This window comes from Streptomyces sp. NPDC030995 (assembly GCF_055571215.1).
This window is the reverse complement of the sequence record NZ_JBVIFS010000001.1, coordinates 613,469-627,745: the sequence shown is the minus strand read 5'-3', so window position 1 is coordinate 627,745 and position 14,277 is coordinate 613,469. Positions and strand designations below refer to the sequence as shown.

12 protein-coding genes and 1 riboswitch are annotated in these 14,277 nt (G+C 69.9%); of the genes, 7 read left to right on the top strand and 5 right to left on the bottom strand.

All coding sequences use genetic code 11. The features are described from left to right. Positions 1 to 138 precede the first annotated feature (138 nt). The 4 genes from ACZ45T_RS03130 to ACZ45T_RS03115 form a co-directional block, all read right to left on the bottom strand. On the bottom strand, positions 139 to 1,638 hold the full coding sequence (locus ACZ45T_RS03130) for a glycoside hydrolase family 3 protein (RefSeq protein ID WP_468436842.1): 1,500 nt from the start codon (positions 1,636 to 1,638) through the stop codon (positions 139 to 141). Between the two features lie 7 nt (positions 1,639 to 1,645). Further along, positions 1,646 to 2,527, bottom strand: a complete 882-nt coding sequence (locus ACZ45T_RS03125) for a carbohydrate ABC transporter permease (protein ID WP_468436840.1) — start codon at positions 2,525 to 2,527, stop codon at positions 1,646 to 1,648. Continuing rightward, positions 2,524 to 3,528: a carbohydrate ABC transporter permease gene (locus ACZ45T_RS03120; RefSeq protein WP_468436838.1), complete on the bottom strand. Its 1,005-nt coding sequence runs from the start codon at positions 3,526 to 3,528 to the stop codon at positions 2,524 to 2,526. The genes ACZ45T_RS03125 and ACZ45T_RS03120 overlap by 4 nt, the downstream gene beginning before the upstream one ends. A gap of 91 nt (positions 3,529 to 3,619) precedes the next feature. After that, positions 3,620 to 4,900, bottom strand: a complete 1,281-nt coding sequence (locus tag ACZ45T_RS03115; RefSeq protein WP_468436836.1) for an extracellular solute-binding protein — start codon at positions 4,898 to 4,900, stop codon at positions 3,620 to 3,622. Positions 4,901 to 5,190: 290 nt separating this feature from the next. Between ACZ45T_RS03115 and ACZ45T_RS03110 the strand changes: the two genes are divergently transcribed. From ACZ45T_RS03110 to ACZ45T_RS03085, 6 genes are all read left to right on the top strand, one after another. Beyond that, positions 5,191 to 5,955, top strand: a complete 765-nt coding sequence (locus tag ACZ45T_RS03110; protein WP_215015257.1) for a GntR family transcriptional regulator — start codon at positions 5,191 to 5,193, stop codon at positions 5,953 to 5,955. Between the two features lie 200 nt (positions 5,956 to 6,155). Further along, positions 6,156 to 8,375 carry a carbon starvation CstA family protein gene (locus tag ACZ45T_RS03105; RefSeq protein ID WP_468436834.1) on the top strand — a complete coding sequence of 740 codons (2,220 nt, stop codon included), beginning with the start codon at positions 6,156 to 6,158 and terminating at the stop codon, positions 8,373 to 8,375. Then, positions 8,372 to 8,569, top strand: coding sequence for a CstA-like transporter-associated (seleno)protein (locus ACZ45T_RS03100; protein ID WP_468436832.1), 198 nt, complete (start codon positions 8,372 to 8,374; stop codon positions 8,567 to 8,569). Before ACZ45T_RS03105 ends, ACZ45T_RS03100 begins: the two co-directional genes overlap by 4 nt. A gap of 83 nt (positions 8,570 to 8,652) precedes the next feature. Next, the gene (locus tag ACZ45T_RS03095) at positions 8,653 to 9,165 is read left to right on the top strand and encodes a GNAT family N-acetyltransferase (RefSeq protein WP_468436830.1); all 513 of its coding nucleotides are present in this window, start codon (positions 8,653 to 8,655) and stop codon (positions 9,163 to 9,165) included. A gap of 40 nt (positions 9,166 to 9,205) precedes the next feature. After that, positions 9,206 to 9,337, top strand: a riboswitch (cobalamin riboswitch). 143 nt (positions 9,338 to 9,480) lie between these two features. Next, positions 9,481 to 11,868: a ribonucleoside-diphosphate reductase subunit alpha gene (locus ACZ45T_RS03090; protein ID WP_468436828.1), complete on the top strand. Its 2,388-nt coding sequence runs from the start codon at positions 9,481 to 9,483 to the stop codon at positions 11,866 to 11,868. Next, a complete protein-coding gene (locus ACZ45T_RS03085; RefSeq protein ID WP_468436826.1) occupies positions 11,868 to 12,884 on the top strand; it encodes a ribonucleotide-diphosphate reductase subunit beta in 1,017 nt (338 codons plus the stop codon). The genes ACZ45T_RS03090 and ACZ45T_RS03085 overlap by 1 nt, the downstream gene beginning before the upstream one ends. A 74-nt stretch (positions 12,885 to 12,958) precedes the next feature. On the opposite strand, the gene ACZ45T_RS03080 is transcribed toward ACZ45T_RS03085, so the two are convergent. Next, positions 12,959 to 13,186, bottom strand: a complete 228-nt coding sequence (locus ACZ45T_RS03080; RefSeq protein ID WP_468436824.1) for a hypothetical protein — start codon at positions 13,184 to 13,186, stop codon at positions 12,959 to 12,961. Positions 13,187 to 13,267: 81 nt separating this feature from the next. On the opposite strand from ACZ45T_RS03080, the gene ACZ45T_RS03075 reads away from it, so the two are divergent. Continuing rightward, positions 13,268 to 14,233 (top strand): helix-turn-helix domain-containing protein, encoded by a 966-nt coding sequence (locus ACZ45T_RS03075; protein ID WP_468436822.1) that lies wholly within the window; start codon positions 13,268 to 13,270, stop codon positions 14,231 to 14,233. The last annotated feature ends 44 nt before the right edge of the window (positions 14,234 to 14,277 follow it).

The following is a 14,277-nucleotide window of genomic DNA, read 5'->3' as shown; positions in this document are numbered from 1 at the left end:
GCGGGGTGCGGGGTGCGAAGCCGCTGCGCGGGCTCCCCGGGCGCTGCCCGGACCCGCGCCTCAAACGCCGGCGGGGCTATCTTTCAGCCTCGCCGGCGTTTGAGGCGCGGGGTCTGGGGCGGAGCCCCAGCAGTGGCGCTACGCCCCCGCGATGACCTCCGCCGCGGCGCGGCCGCATACGCGGGACGCGCCGTGCGTCGCGATGTACAGGGCTCCGCGCGGCTCCGCCCGGGGCAGGCCCATCTCGACCACCACCGTGTCGGGCCGGGCCGAGGTCAGGGCGTCCACGAGCTCGGTCATCCACGGATGCCGGTGCTCGTCGCGGACCACCGCGACCACCGTACGGTCCCCCGCCGCCGCCAGGATGTCCGCGGCCGTGGCGCCCTCCGGGTAGACGCCCGCCTCCGTGCCCGGGACCAGCGCGGCCAGTTCACCCGCCAGGCCCCACGGAGTCTCGTCCCCCACCGCGATGTTCGCGACCGGCGTCAGCGTGGCCACGTACGGCGCGGAGAGCGGGCTCGCCGCGCCGGTGACGCATACCGCCCGGCGGGCGGCCGTCAGCCCGATGCCGGACGCGCGGCTCCCCTCCGGCTGCGCGTCCGGCCGGGCCCGGTGGGTCCACGCGGCCAGCGCGCGCACCCGGTCGGCGGCGTCGGCGAGGCGCTCCTCGGGGAGCGTGCCCTCGCGTACGGCCGCGACCAGCGCGTCGCGCAGTCGCAGGACGGTGGCCTCGTCGGCGAGTCCGCCGCCGACGCAGATGGCGTCGGCGCCCGCCGCGATGGCCAGGACGGAGCCGCGCTCGATGCCGTACGTCCCGGCGATGGCGTTCATCTCCATGCCGTCGGTGACGATGAGGCCCTCGTAGCCGAGCTCCTTGCGCAGCAGGCCGGTCAGGATCTGCGTGCTGAGCGTGGCCGGGCGGGTCGGGTCGAGGGCGGGCACCAGGATGTGCGCGCTCATCACGGCCTTGGTGCCGGCCTCGATGGCGGCCTTGAACGGTACGAGTTCACGCGCGGCGAGGGTGTCCAGGTCCACGTCGATGCGCGGCAGTGCGTGGTGCGAGTCGACGTTGGTGTCGCCGTGGCCCGGGAAGTGCTTGGTGCAGGCGGCGACGCCGGCGGCCTGGAGGCCCTCGACGTAGGCGGCGGTGTGCCGGGCGGCGAGGCCGGTGTCGGCGCCGAAGGACCGTACGCCGATCACCGGGTTGTCCGGGTTGGAGTTGACGTCCGCGGAGGGGGCCCAGTTGAGGTTGACCCCGCATTCGGCGAGGCGTCGGCCCAGCTCGCGGGCCACGTCCCGGGTGAGGTCGGTGTCGTCGACGGCGCCGAGGGCGAGGTTGCCGGGGAAGGACGAGCCGCCCCGTACCTCCAGGCGGGTGACGTCGCCGCCCTCCTCGTCGATGGCGACCAGGACGTCGTCCCGCTCGGTACGCAGCTGCGCGGTCAGCGCGGCGAGCTGCTCGGGCGAGGCGATGTTGCGGCCGAACAGGCCGACGGCGGTGAGCCCTTCGGCGACCTGGCGCAGCAGCCAGGCGGGGGCGGTGGTGCCCTCGAAGCCGGGCTGGAGGACCGCGAGGGCGTCTCGGGTGACGGCGTCGTTCGAATCGGACGCACTGACCCGGTGCGCGAGGACAGTCATGACGGCGTCATCCCTTCACGGCGCCGGCGGTGAGGCCCGCGGCCATCTTGCGCTGGACGATCAGGAAGAGGACCACGATGGGCAGCGCCATCATGGTGGAGCCCGCCATCATCGGGGCGAACTCGGTGCCGTTCTTGGTGGTGAAGTTGCCGAGCCACACGGTGGCCGTCTGGTTCTGCTGGCTCATGAGCATCAGCGCGTAGAGGTACTCGTTCCACGCCTGGATGAAGCCGTAGACGGAGGTGGCGACCATGCCGGGGGCGAGCAGCGGGAAGACCACCCGCATGAAGGCGCCGGTCGGCGTGCAGCCGTCGACCATGGCCGCCTCCTCCAGCTCCTTCGGGATGTTGACGATGAAGCCGCGCAGCGTCCACACCGTGAAGGGGAGGATGAAGGTCAGGTACGTGATGATCAGGCCGGTGAGCTTGTCGTACTGGCCGAGGTCGTTCAGCAGCAGGAAGACCGGGATGATCATCGCGACCAGCGGGATCATCTGGACGGCGAGGATGCCGACGATCACGATCTTGCGGCCGCGGAAGGCGAACCGGGAGATGGCCAGGGCGGCCAGCATGCCGACGACGATGCCGATGGTGACCACGACGAGCGAGACGATCAGGCTGCGGCCGACGGGACCCCAGAAGTCGGAGATCTCCAGCGCGCGCTTGAAGTTGTCCAGCGTGAAGGTGGTCGGGAAGAAGTGCGGGTTCGGGTCGATCGCGTCCTTGGCCGGCTTGAAGGCCGTGTTGAGCATCCAGTAGACCGGGAAGCCCGCGATGACGAAGACCAGCAGTCCGACGAGGTTCCAGCCGAGCTTGGACTTCTTCCGCTGCTTCAGGCGTGCGGGGCGCGGGGCCGCGGTGGATGTGGTCGACGTGGTGGTGACGGTCATTCCACCTCTCCGATCTTGAGCATCTGACGCATGTAGACGGCGACCACTCCGAGCAGCAGCAGGACGGTCACCAGGGCGATGGCGGAGCCGCCCGAGTAGTCGTTGACCACGAAGGCCTGCTGGTACGAGTAGGTGGTGAGCAGCTGGAACTCGGCCTCGGGGTTGCCGTTGCGCATCACGAAGACCTGGGGGAAGACACCCATGTCCCAGATCACCGAGAGGGTCGTCAGCATGACGATGATCGGCTTGAGGATGGGGAGGGTCACGTGGCGGAACACGCCCCACGCGCCGGCGCCGTCGAGGCGGGCGGCCTCCTCCAGCTCCTTGGGCACCTGTGTCAGGCCCGCGCTGAGGGTGATGACGACGAAGGGGACCGCGCCCCAGACCACCAGGAGCATGATCACCGCGAGGCCCTGGGGGCCGCTGGCGAACCAGTTGTGGCCGATCATGTCGACGCCGGGGAGCTTGCTCATCAGGTAGTTGAGGACGCCGTAGTCGGCGTCGAAGAGCCACTTGAAGACGGCGGTGGCGACGATGATGGGCATGCCCCAGCTCGCGACGAGGGCGATGCTGATGAGCGCCTTGACCCAGCCGGAGACCTTCTGCAGCAGCAGCGCGACGAGCATGCCGATGACCATGGTCAGGATGACCGCGCCGACCGCGAAGATCACGGTGCGCAGGACGACGGACCAGAACACGCCGTCGCCGAGGATCTTTGTGAAGTTGTCGACGCCGACGAACTCGGCGTCCTTGAATCCCCAGAGTTCGGACTTGCCGAACTTCTGGAAGGAGAGGGACACCAGTCTGAAGAGCGGGTACCCCATGACGAGGATGATGACGAGCAGGCACGGGGCCAGCAGCAGCCAGGGAGTGGCGCCCGGGCCCTTGCGGACGGGCTGACCCGGCGAGCCTGTCTTCCCCGTCTTCCCCGTCTTCGCTCCGGGAGAAGTCTTCTGCTTCGCCGGCGGCAGGTCGGCGGTGGTTGTCTGTGCGGCACTCATCGCGCGCTCCTCGGGTGTCCCTCTCTTGACGGGCAGCAGGGCCCCGCCCAGGCCCTGTCCGGGCGGGGGGCGGGGCCCTGCTGACTACAGGTCACTTGGTGTTGATGACCTTGTCGATCTCGGCGTCGGCGGCCTTGGCCGCGTCCTCGACCGACTTGTTGCCGGTGCCGATGTCGCGGAGCATCGTCTGGAGGACCTTGGCCTTCTCGATCTGGCCCCAGCCGGACGCGGTCGGGACGAACCAGGAGGACTCGGCCGCGGTGGCGGCGACCTGGGTCTTCGGGTCGGCCTTCAGCGGGCCGAGGTCCGTCTTGTTGTTGGGCAGGTTGCCCTTGGCGATCAGGCCCTTCTGGCCCTGGGCGCCGGTGAAGACGTTGATCCACTCGGCCGCGACGTCCTTGGCCTTGGACTTGGCCGGGATGGCCAGGTCCGAACCGCCGAGGAAGACCGGCAGGTTCTTGCCGTTCGGGCCGGGCTGGACGAAGTTCTCGAGCTTGTCCTTGAGCCCGCCGACCTTGTCGCTCTCCGGGGCGGCCGCGGTGGCGCCCTCCCAGCCGGCGGCGAAGATCGCGGCGGAGTTGCCCTGGCCGAAGACGACAGGGCGGTCGGCCTCGTCCTTGGTCTTGTCCGCGTGCATGTACTTGTCGAGGAGCTCCTTGTACTGCTTCAGCCCCTTCAGCGACTCGGGGGAGGACAGGCTGCCCTTCCACTTGTCGCCGTCCTTCTTGGCTATGGCGCCGCCGGCGTCGTAGACGTAGGACATCGCGGCGTACCAGTCCGGGGAGGGCTGGTAGAGCGCGCTGAACTTGTCGCCCTTGGCGGCCTGGATCTTGTCCAGGGCGGCGGTGTAATCGGCCCACGTCTTCGGGGCGGCGGTGACGCCCACCTCGGCGGCGATGTCCTTGCGCCAGGTGCCCACACGGCCACCGGCGTAGTAGGGGACGCCGTAGGTCTTGCCGTCGTAGGTGACGGACTGCTTGAGGGCGTCCAGCCAGGCGCCGGAGTTCTCGAACTTCGACGGATCGACGTCGGAGAAGGCGCCGGTCGACATGTAGCCGATCATCTCGGAGTTGCCCATCTCGACAACGTCCGGGGCCTTGTCCGTGGCCAGCACGGCGTCCAGCTTGGCGTTCTTGTCCGGCCAGCCGTAGTACTCGTGCTTGATCGTGAGGCCCGGGTGCTTCGCGACGATCGCGTCGTCGGCCGCCTTCACCAGCTCCGGCCAGTTGTTCTGGGCGTCGACCGTCAGCCAGACGGTGAGCTCCTTGGCGCCGGAGGCCTTGTCGCCCCCCTTGCTGTCGGAATCACCGCATGCCGCGAGGCCGATAACCATGCCCGCGACTCCAACCGCCGCGATGAGCTTGCGCTTCACGCCACCCTCCTCAGGGATGCCTGCCTGCACTTCCCTTGGCCGCCGCGGTGACATACGCGAAGTCCTGCACGTGGGGCCGGGATCTGATCCATATTGGTGTAGACCAGTAGCTGGAGCTTGGCCTAGACCTTTAGGGGTGTCAAGGGTCTAATGAGCGGGTGCTCGGTCCGTTATCGGACCGACACCTGGGGAGAGAGAAGGCCTGTCCCCCCACACGTGTCACGATGTGACCGCACATATCGGAGGAGCCGGTGACGGCAGCGAAACTGGAGTCGGGAAGGCGGGCGGCGATGGCCACCGAAGGGGCGATCACGGAGCCGGAAGGCGGGGCGGCCACCCGCACGGCGCGTGTACCCAAGTACTACCGACTCAAGCGGCACTTGCTCGACATGACCGAGACACTGCCGCCCGGCACCCCGGTGCCGCCGGAGCGCACGCTCGCGGCCGAATTCGACACCTCGCGGACCACCGTCCGCCAGGCCCTCCAGGAACTGGTCGTAGAGGGACGACTGGAGCGAATCCAGGGCAAAGGCACCTTCGTCGCCAAGCCCAAGGTCTCCCAGGCGCTCCAACTCACCTCGTACACGGAGGACATGCGGGCCCAGGGGCTGGAACCGACCTCCCAGCTCCTCGACATCGGCTACGTGACGGCCGACGACACCCTCGCCGGACTGCTCAAGATCACCACCGGTGGCCGGGTGCTGCGCATCGAGCGGCTGCGGCTGGCCAGCGGCGAGCCGATGGCCATCGAGACCACCCACCTCTCGGCCAAGCGCTTCCCGGCGCTGCGCCGTTCGCTCGCCAAGTACACCTCCCTCTACACGGCCCTCGCCGAGGTGTACGACGTCCACCTGGCCGAGGCCGAGGAGACGATCGAGACCTCACTGGCCACCCCGCGCGAGGCCGGCCTGCTCGGCACCGACGTCGGACTGCCGATGCTGATGCTCTCCCGGCACTCCCTGGACGCCGACGGGGAACCGGTGGAGTGGGTGCGGTCGGTGTACCGCGGCGACCGGTACAAGTTCGTCGCCAGGCTCAAGCGCCCCGCCGTCTGACGCCGGGCCGTCCGACACCGGGCCCGCCCGACACCCGGCCGCCCGACACCCGGCCGCCCGACACCCGGCCACGACGCACGCACGGCCCCGCCCCACCGGAATCTTCACAGACCGGAATACGGACGGGGCCTTACGTTCACCGGGCAATTCCCCGTAGATTCCCTGCGCTTACGCAGATGATCGACGAGGGGACGAGGGTCATGCCTGAACCGGAAGCAACAGGGACAGAACGGGACGCGGCGAGTCCGGGCACCACGACGGGCTCGCCTTCCCCGAAGTCCGTCGCCGCGTGGGTGCTCGTCGGACTCATCGGCGCCTTGGGCTGGGGCGTACTGGCGCTCTCGCGCGGCGAGGAGGTCTCCGCCGCCTGGCTGCTCGCCGCCGCCCTGGGCTCGTACGCGATCGCCTACCGCTTCTACGCGCGCTTCATCGCGCACCGCGTACTGAAGGTGGACAAGACGCGGGCCACTCCCGCCGAACGCCTCGACAACGGTGTCGACTTCCACCCGACCGACCGGCGGGTGCTCTTCGGCCACCACTTCGCCGCCGTCGCCGGCGCCGGCCCGCTCGTCGGCCCCGTGCTCGCCTCGCAGATGGGCTACCTGCCGGGCACCATCTGGATCGTCGCGGGCGTGATCTTCGCGGGCGCCGTGCAGGACATGGTCACGCTGTTCTTCTCCACCCGGCGCAACGGCCGCTCGCTCGGCCAGATGGCCCGCGACGAGATCGGCCCCGTCGGCGGAGCCGCCGCCCTGGTCGCCGTGTTCGCCATCATGATCATTCTGCTGGCGGTGCTGGCACTGGTCATCGTCAACGCCCTGGCGCACTCCCCCTGGGGTGTCTTCTCCATCGGCATGACCATCCCGATCGCCCTCTTCATGGGCTTCTACCTGCGCGTGCTGCGGCCGGGCCGGGTCACCGAGGTCTCCTCCATCGGCGTCGTGCTGCTGCTGATCGCCATCATCGCGGGCGGCTGGGTCGCGGAGTCCTCCTTCGCCGACACCTTCACCCTGGAGAAGGAGACGCTGGTCATCTGGATGGTCGCGTACGGCTTCGTCGCGTCGGTGCTGCCGGTGTGGATGCTGCTCGCGCCCCGCGACTACCTCTCCACCTTCATGAAGATCGGCACCATCGCGCTGCTCGCCCTGGGCGTGGTCATCGCGATGCCGACGCTGAAGATGCCCGCGGTCACGGACTTCGCCTCGCGGGGCGACGGCCCGGTCTTCGCCGGCTCGATGTTCCCCTTCGTCTTCATCACCATCGCCTGCGGAGCCCTGTCCGGCTTCCACTCGCTGGTCGCCTCCGGCACCACCCCGAAGATGATCCAGAAGGAGACCCAGGTCCGGGTCATCGGCTACGGCGCGATGCTGACCGAGTCCTTCGTCGCCGTCATGGCGATCATCGCGGCCTGCATCATCGAGCCGGGCCTGTTCTTCGCGGTCAACTCCCCCGGCGGCGTCGTCGGCGCCACCGTCGAGTCGGCCTCGCAGGCGGTGACGAACTTCGGCTTCGCCATCTCCCCCGAGGCGCTGACGCAGGCCGCGAAGGACGTGGAGGAGGCCAGCCTGCTGTCCCGTACGGGCGGTGCGCCGACCTTCGCACTCGGAATGTCGGAGATCTTCTCGTCGGTGATCGGCGGGGCCGGCATGAAGGCCTTCTGGTACCACTTCGCCATCATGTTCGAGGCACTGTTCATCCTCACCACGCTCGACGCGGGCACCCGGGTCGGCCGGTTCATGCTCCAGGACACCCTCGGCAACCTGCACAAGCCGTTCAAGGACGTCAGCTGGAAGCCGGGCGTCTGGCTGGCGAGCGCGCTCGTCGTGGGCGCCTGGGGCTACTTCCTGTGGGTCGGCATCAAGGACCCGCTGGGTGGCATCAACCAGCTGTTCCCGCTCTTCGGCATCGCGAACCAGCTGCTCGCAGCCGTCGCCCTGGCCGTCTGCACCACCCTGCTGGTGAAGTCCGGCCGGCTCAAGTGGGCGTGGGTGACGGCCGTTCCGCTGGCGTGGGACGTGGCCGTGACGCTCACCGCCAGCTACCAGAAGATCTTCTCCGACAACCCGAAGATCGGCTTCTTCGCCCAGCGCAGCACCTACCAGGACGGAATCGACGCCGGAAAGGTGCTCAAGCCCGCGAAGAACATGGACGAGATGCACACCGTGGTCACCAACGCCACGGTGGACGGGGTCCTGTCCGTGGTCTTCGCCCTGCTGATCATCATCGTGCTGCTGGACGCCGCCCGCACCTGCCTGAAGGCCGTCCGCAAGCCCGAGTCGGTCACCCTCGCCGAGGTCCCGTGGACGGAGTCGAAGATCATCGCCCCGGCCGGGCTGATCGCGACCGCCGAGGAGAAGGCGGAGCTCGCCGCGGCGGGCCTCGACTCGGGCGGCGGACGGCTCAAGGAGCCCGTGGCGTGAGCACCGTACGGGACGTGCTGGCCAGGGCCCGGTTCTACGTACGGGAGTTCTCCGGGGAGGCGGCGTACGACCGCTACGCGGCCCACGCCCGCTCCCACGACCCGGACGCGCCGGTCATGACCCGGCGCGCGTTCGAACGCGCCCGCACGGACGCGCGCGAGGCCGACCCCCGCGAGGGCTTCGGCTGCTGCTGAGCCACACCGCTGCCGCAAGGGCCGCCGCGTCTCCCCCGGGAAATGCGGCGGCCCTTCGCGTCAGCTGTTGCAGACTCGACGGCATGGACATCGTGATCAGGACAGCCACCCCGGACGACTACGAGGAACTGGGCGACATCACCGCGCAGGCGTACCTCGACGACGGACTCCTGGACGACAACACGGACGACTCCTACGAGCGGGCGCTGCGCGATGTCGCCGGCCGGGCGGCCGACGCCGAGGTACTGGTGGCCACGCTGGGCGGCGCCCTGCTCGGCGGGGTGACCTTCGCGCCGCCCGGCAGCCGCATGGCCGACATCGCCGGGCCGGACGAGGCCGAATTCCGGATGCTGACCGTTGCCCGCGCCGGGCGTGGCCGGGGCGCGGGCGAAGCCCTCGTGCGGGCCTGCATCGAGCGGGCCCGGGCCATCGAAGGAGTGAGTCGTCTGGTGCTCTCCACCCAGGCGCAGAGTCCCGCCGCGCACCGGATCTACGAGCGGCTGGGCTTCGTCCGGATCCCCGAGCGGGACTGGTCCCCCGTCCCCTCAGTGCCGCTGCTGGCCTACGCGTTGGAGCTGCGCGTACCACAGCAGTAGCAGTCCGACACAACATGTGGGGGGTCGCGCAACGGCAGCCCCCCACATGTATGCTCATGGCTGCTGTCGCCGCAGGGGAATCCGGTGTGAATCCGGAACTGTCCCGCAACGGTATGAAGTGTCCGCCTACCGGACACCAAGTCCGAGGACCTGCCGACAGCGCGCCCGGGTCGACCGAACCGGGTGCCGACACGTCCGGGCCTCGCGGTTGGGCCGGTGGACGCCATGCGGCACGTCGCGTTCCCGCGCGCCCGCATGCGCCCGCTCGCGCCCCGCTCCGCCGATGACCGGGCCGAGCGAGGGAGAGCTCCCGCCGTGACCATCGCGCCTTCCGCACCGCGCGCCGAGTCCACTTCTGGCGACAACACCGAGGGCCCGGGGGCCACGCTGCTGCGTACCCTCACCGAACTGACGGCGGACCTCCCCGACACCGACCCCGGCCGGGTCGCCGCCGCCGCACTGCGCGGCCGCAGCGCCGCCGCGGACGACGCCGAACTGCGCGGCCTGGCCACCGAGGCCGCCGCCGGCCTGATCTCCGAGGACCCGGCGTACTCCAAGCTCGCCGCCCGGCTGCTGACGCTGGCCGTCCGCGACGAGGCCGCCGGCCAGGGCTCCACCTCCTTCTCCGCCTCCGTCGCGGTCGGCCACCGCGAGGGGCTCATCGCCGACCGCACCGCGCAGTTCGTGACGACCCACGCGGCCCGCCTGGACGCGCTGGTCGAGCACACCCTCGCCGAGGGCGCCGACGACCGTTTCGGCTTCTTCGGTCTGCGCACCCTGCACAGCCGCTACCTGCTGCGCCACCCGATCACCCGCCAGGTCATCGAGACCCCGCAGTTCTTCATGCTGCGCGTGGCCTGTGGCCTCGCCGCGGACGAGTCGGTCCCTGCCGTCGAGGAAGTGGCCTCGCTGTACCGGCTGATGAGCCGCCTCGACTACCTGCCGTCCTCCCCCACGCTCTTCAACTCCGGCACCCGGCACCCGCAGATGTCCTCCTGCTACCTGCTGGACTCCCCGCTGGACGAGCTGGACTCGATCTACGACCGCTACCACCAGGTCGCGCGCCTGTCGAAGCACGCCGGCGGCATCGGCCTCTCGTACTCCCGCATCCGCGCCCGCGGTTCGCTGATCCGCGGCACCAACGGCCACTCCAACGGCATCGTGCCGTTCCTGAAGACCCTCGACGCCTCCGTCGCCGCCGTGAACCAGGGCGGCCGCCGCAAGGGCGCCGCCGCCGTCTACCTGGAGACCTGGCACGCGGACATCGAGGAGTTCCTGGAGCTCCGCGACAACACCGGTGAGGACCAGCGCCGTACGCACAACCTGAACCTCGCCCACTGGGTCCCGGACGAGTTCATGCGCCGCGTGAACGCCGACGCCGACTGGTCGCTGTTCTCCCCGGCCGACGTGCCCGAGCTGGTCGACCTGTGGGGCGACGCGTTCGACGCCGCCTACCGCAAGGCCGAGGCGGACGGCCTGGCCCGCAAGACCATGCCCGCCCGTGACCTGTACGGCCGGATGATGCGCACCCTCGCGCAGACCGGCCAGGGCTGGATGACCTTCAAGGACGCCTCCAACCGCACGGCGAACCAGACCGCCGAGCCGGGCACGGTCGTGCACTCCTCGAACCTGTGCACCGAGATCATCGAGGTCACCAACGACGGCGAGACGGCCGTCTGCAACCTCGGCTCGGTCAACCTGGGCGCGTTCGTCGTGGACGGCGAGATCGACTGGGAGCGGATCGACGAGACCGTCCGCACCGCCGTCACCTTCCTCGACCGCGTGGTGGACATCAACTTCTACCCGACCGAGCAGGCGGGCCGCTCCAACGCCCGCTGGCGCCCGGTCGGCCTGGGCGCCATGGGCCTCCAGGACGTCTTCTTCAAGCTGAAGCTGCCCTTCGACTCCCCCGAGGCGAAGGCCCTGTCCACCAAGCTCTCCGAGCGCATCATGCTGGCCGCGTACGAGGCCTCCTGCGACCTCGCCGAGCGCAGCGGCCCGCTGCCGGCCTGGGAGCAGACCCGCACCGCGCGCGGCGTCCTGCACCCGGACCACTACGACGTGGAGCTGAACTGGCCGGAGCGCTGGGACGCGCTGCGCGCCCGCGTCGCCGAGAGCGGCATGCGCAACTCCCTGCTCCTCGCCATCGCCCCGACGGCCACGATCGCCTCGATCGCCGGTGTGTACGAGTGCATCGAGCCGCAGGTCTCCAACCTCTTCAAGCGCGAGACGCTCAGCGGCGAGTTCCTCCAGGTCAACGGCTACCTGGTGGAGGAGCTGAAGCGGCTCGGCGTGTGGGACGCCCAGACCCGTGAGGCGCTGCGAGACTCCAGCGGCTCGGTCCAGGGCTTCGGCTGGATCCCGGCCGAGGTGCGCGAGCTGTACCGCACGGCGTGGGAGATCCCGCAGCGCGGTCTGATCGACATGGCGGCGGCCCGTACGCCGTTCCTCGACCAGTCGCAGTCGCTGAACCTGTTCCTGGAGACGCCCACCATCGGCAAGCTCAGCTCGATGTACGCGTACGCCTGGAAGCAGGGCCTGAAGACCACGTACTACCTGCGCTCGCGCCCCGCGACGAAGATCGCCCGCGCCGCGTCCGGCTCGGCCGTCCCGGCGGCCGCCACGCCGCTCCCGCAGGCCGTCGACGCCGACGCGCTGGCCTGCTCCCTTGAGAACCCCGAGTCTTGCGAGGCCTGCCAGTAATGAGCTCCAACGAGAAGAAGAACCTCCTGGACCCGGGCTTCGAGCTCACGCTCCGCCCCATGCGCTACCCGGACTTCTACGAGCGCTACCGGGACGCGATCAAGAACACGTGGACGGTGGAAGAGGTCGACCTCCACTCGGACGTCGCCGACCTCGCGAAGCTGACGCCGGCCGAGCAGCACATGATCGGCCGTCTGGTCGCGTTCTTCGCGACGGGCGACTCGATCGTCTCGAACAACCTGGTGCTGACGCTCTACAAGCACATCAACTCCCCGGAGGCGCGCCTGTACCTGTCGCGCCAGCTGTTCGAGGAGGCCGTGCACGTCCAGTTCTATCTGACGCTGCTCGACACCTACCTGCCCGACCCGGACGACCGCGCGGCCGCTTTCGACGCGGTCGAGGAGATCCCCTCCATCCGCGAGAAGGCGCAGTTCTGCTTCCGCTGGATGGACTCCGTCGAGAAGATCGACCGGCTGGAGACGCAGGCCGACCGCCGCCGCTTCCTGCTGAACCTGATCTGCTTCGCGGCGTGCATCGAGGGCCTGTTCTTCTACGGCGCCTTCGCGTACGTGTACTGGTTCCGCTCGCGCGGCCTGCTGCACGGCCTGGCGACGGGCACCAACTGGGTGTTCCGCGACGAGACCATGCACATGAACTTCGCCTTCGAGGTCGTGGACACGGTCCGCAAGGAGGAGCCGGAGCTCTTCGACGACGCCCTCCAGCAGCAGGTCACCGACATGCTGAAGGAGGCCGTGGAGGCCGAGCTGCAGTTCGGCCGCGACCTGTGCGGTGACGGCCTGCCGGGCATGAACACCGAGTCGATGCGCGAGTACCTGGAGTGCGTCGCGGACCAGCGCCTGGTCCGTCTCGGCTTCCCGCCGGTGTACGGCTCGCAGAACCCGTTCTCCTTCATGGAGCTGCAGGGCGTCCAGGAGCTGACGAACTTCTTCGAGCGCCGTCCGTCGGCCTACCAGGTCGCGGTCGAGGGCACGGTCGACCTGGACGAGGACTTCTAGTCCGGGCCACGGCGCGGAGCGTCTGCTGATCGCGGGCCCGGCGGGTGAGAGATCACCTGCCGGGCCTTCGTCTTTCACTTGCCGGACGCGTGGCGCAGGGCGATGCGGGCCGGACCCGGGCGGAGCTGCCGACGCGGATGCGGATGCGGATGCGGATGGCCGTACCGGATGAGCTGCTCGCGCTGCTGGGCGGCGCGCAGCTGCCGGTCGATCCGGCGGTCGCGGACGATGCCGTAGAGCGCCGGGCCGAGCAGGAGTGCGGCGACGGCGAGGACGGTGAGGTAGTTCAGGAAGCTGTTCATGAGTCCACTCTCGCCGGGGCGACCAACATCAAACAGTGGCAGGACTGTCATGAAGCAGCGAATTACTGCCACACTGGAGGCATGCTGACCAATGTGGCGGTGGCGCTCGTCGACGGAGTGGCGCCCTTCGAGTTCGGAATCTTCTGCGAGGTCTTCGGGATCGACCGCAGCGAGCAGGGCCTGCCGGTGTACGACTTCGCCGTGTGCGCGGCCGAGGAAGGGCCCCTGACCATGGCCGACGTCGGTTTCGCCGTCGCTCCCGCGCACGGCCTGGAGCGGCTGGAGGAGGCGGACCTGATCTGCCTGCCCGCCGACCGGCAGGCGCCCGTACGGGTGTACCCGGAGCCCTTCCTCGACGCCCTGCGGCGGGCCGTGGACCGGGGGGCGCGCGTGCTCAGTGTCTGCAGCGGCGCCTTCGTGCTCGGCGCGGCGGGGCTGCTGGACGGCCGGCACTGCACCACGCACTGGATGCACGCCCCGGCCCTGGCCCGGCGCTTCCCGCGGGCGCTGGTCGACCCGGACGTGCTCTACGTCGACGAGGGCCCGGTGATCACCTCGGCCGGCACCGCCTCGGGCATCGACGCCTGCCTGCACGTGGTGCGCCAGGAGCACGGCGCCGAGGTGGCCAACACCATCGCGCGGCGGATGGTCGTACCGCCCCACCGGGACGGCGGGCAGGCCCAGTACATCCAGCGGCCGCTGCCGCGCACGGCCTGCGACACGGTGGGCGAGGTGATCGCCTGGATGGCCCGCCACCTGGAGGACGAGATCACCGTCGAGCACCTGGCGGAGCGCGCGCACATGTCCCCGCGGACCTTCGCCCGCCGCTTCCTCCAGGAGACCGGCACCACCCCGTACCAGTGGGTGCTGCGCCAGCGGGTGCTGCTCGCCCAGGAGCTGCTGGAGTCCACCGACGACACGGTGGACGCGATCGCCGGCCGCTGCGGCTTCGGCAACGCGGCCGCCCTGCGCCACCACTTCCTGCGGACCCTGGGCACCACGCCGAATTCCTTCAGGCGCGCCTTCCGGGGCCCGCAGGCGGCGTAGGACCACGCGTTTCCGGGTTACGCGTCACTGCGCATTACTCCGCG

Bases quoted from the DNA above. Each gene is read 5' to 3' on its own strand.
- ACZ45T_RS03130 (WP_468436842.1), bottom strand. From the start codon at position 1,638: ATGACTGTCCTCGCGCACCGGGTCAGTGCGTCCGATTCGAACGACGCC.
- ACZ45T_RS03125 (WP_468436840.1), bottom strand. From the start codon at position 2,527: ATGACCGTCACCACCACGTCGACCACATCCACCGCGGCCCCGCGCCCC.
- ACZ45T_RS03120 (WP_468436838.1), bottom strand. From the start codon at position 3,528: ATGAGTGCCGCACAGACAACCACCGCCGACCTGCCGCCGGCGAAGCAG.
- ACZ45T_RS03110 (WP_215015257.1), top strand. From the start codon at position 5,191: ATGGCCACCGAAGGGGCGATCACGGAGCCGGAAGGCGGGGCGGCCACC.
- ACZ45T_RS03105 (WP_468436834.1), top strand. From the start codon at position 6,156: ATGCCTGAACCGGAAGCAACAGGGACAGAACGGGACGCGGCGAGTCCG.
- ACZ45T_RS03095 (WP_468436830.1), top strand. From the start codon at position 8,653: ATGGACATCGTGATCAGGACAGCCACCCCGGACGACTACGAGGAACTG.
- ACZ45T_RS03085 (WP_468436826.1), top strand. From the start codon at position 11,868: ATGAGCTCCAACGAGAAGAAGAACCTCCTGGACCCGGGCTTCGAGCTC.
- ACZ45T_RS03080 (WP_468436824.1), bottom strand. From the start codon at position 13,186: ATGAACAGCTTCCTGAACTACCTCACCGTCCTCGCCGTCGCCGCACTC.
- ACZ45T_RS03075 (WP_468436822.1), top strand. From the start codon at position 13,268: ATGCTGACCAATGTGGCGGTGGCGCTCGTCGACGGAGTGGCGCCCTTC.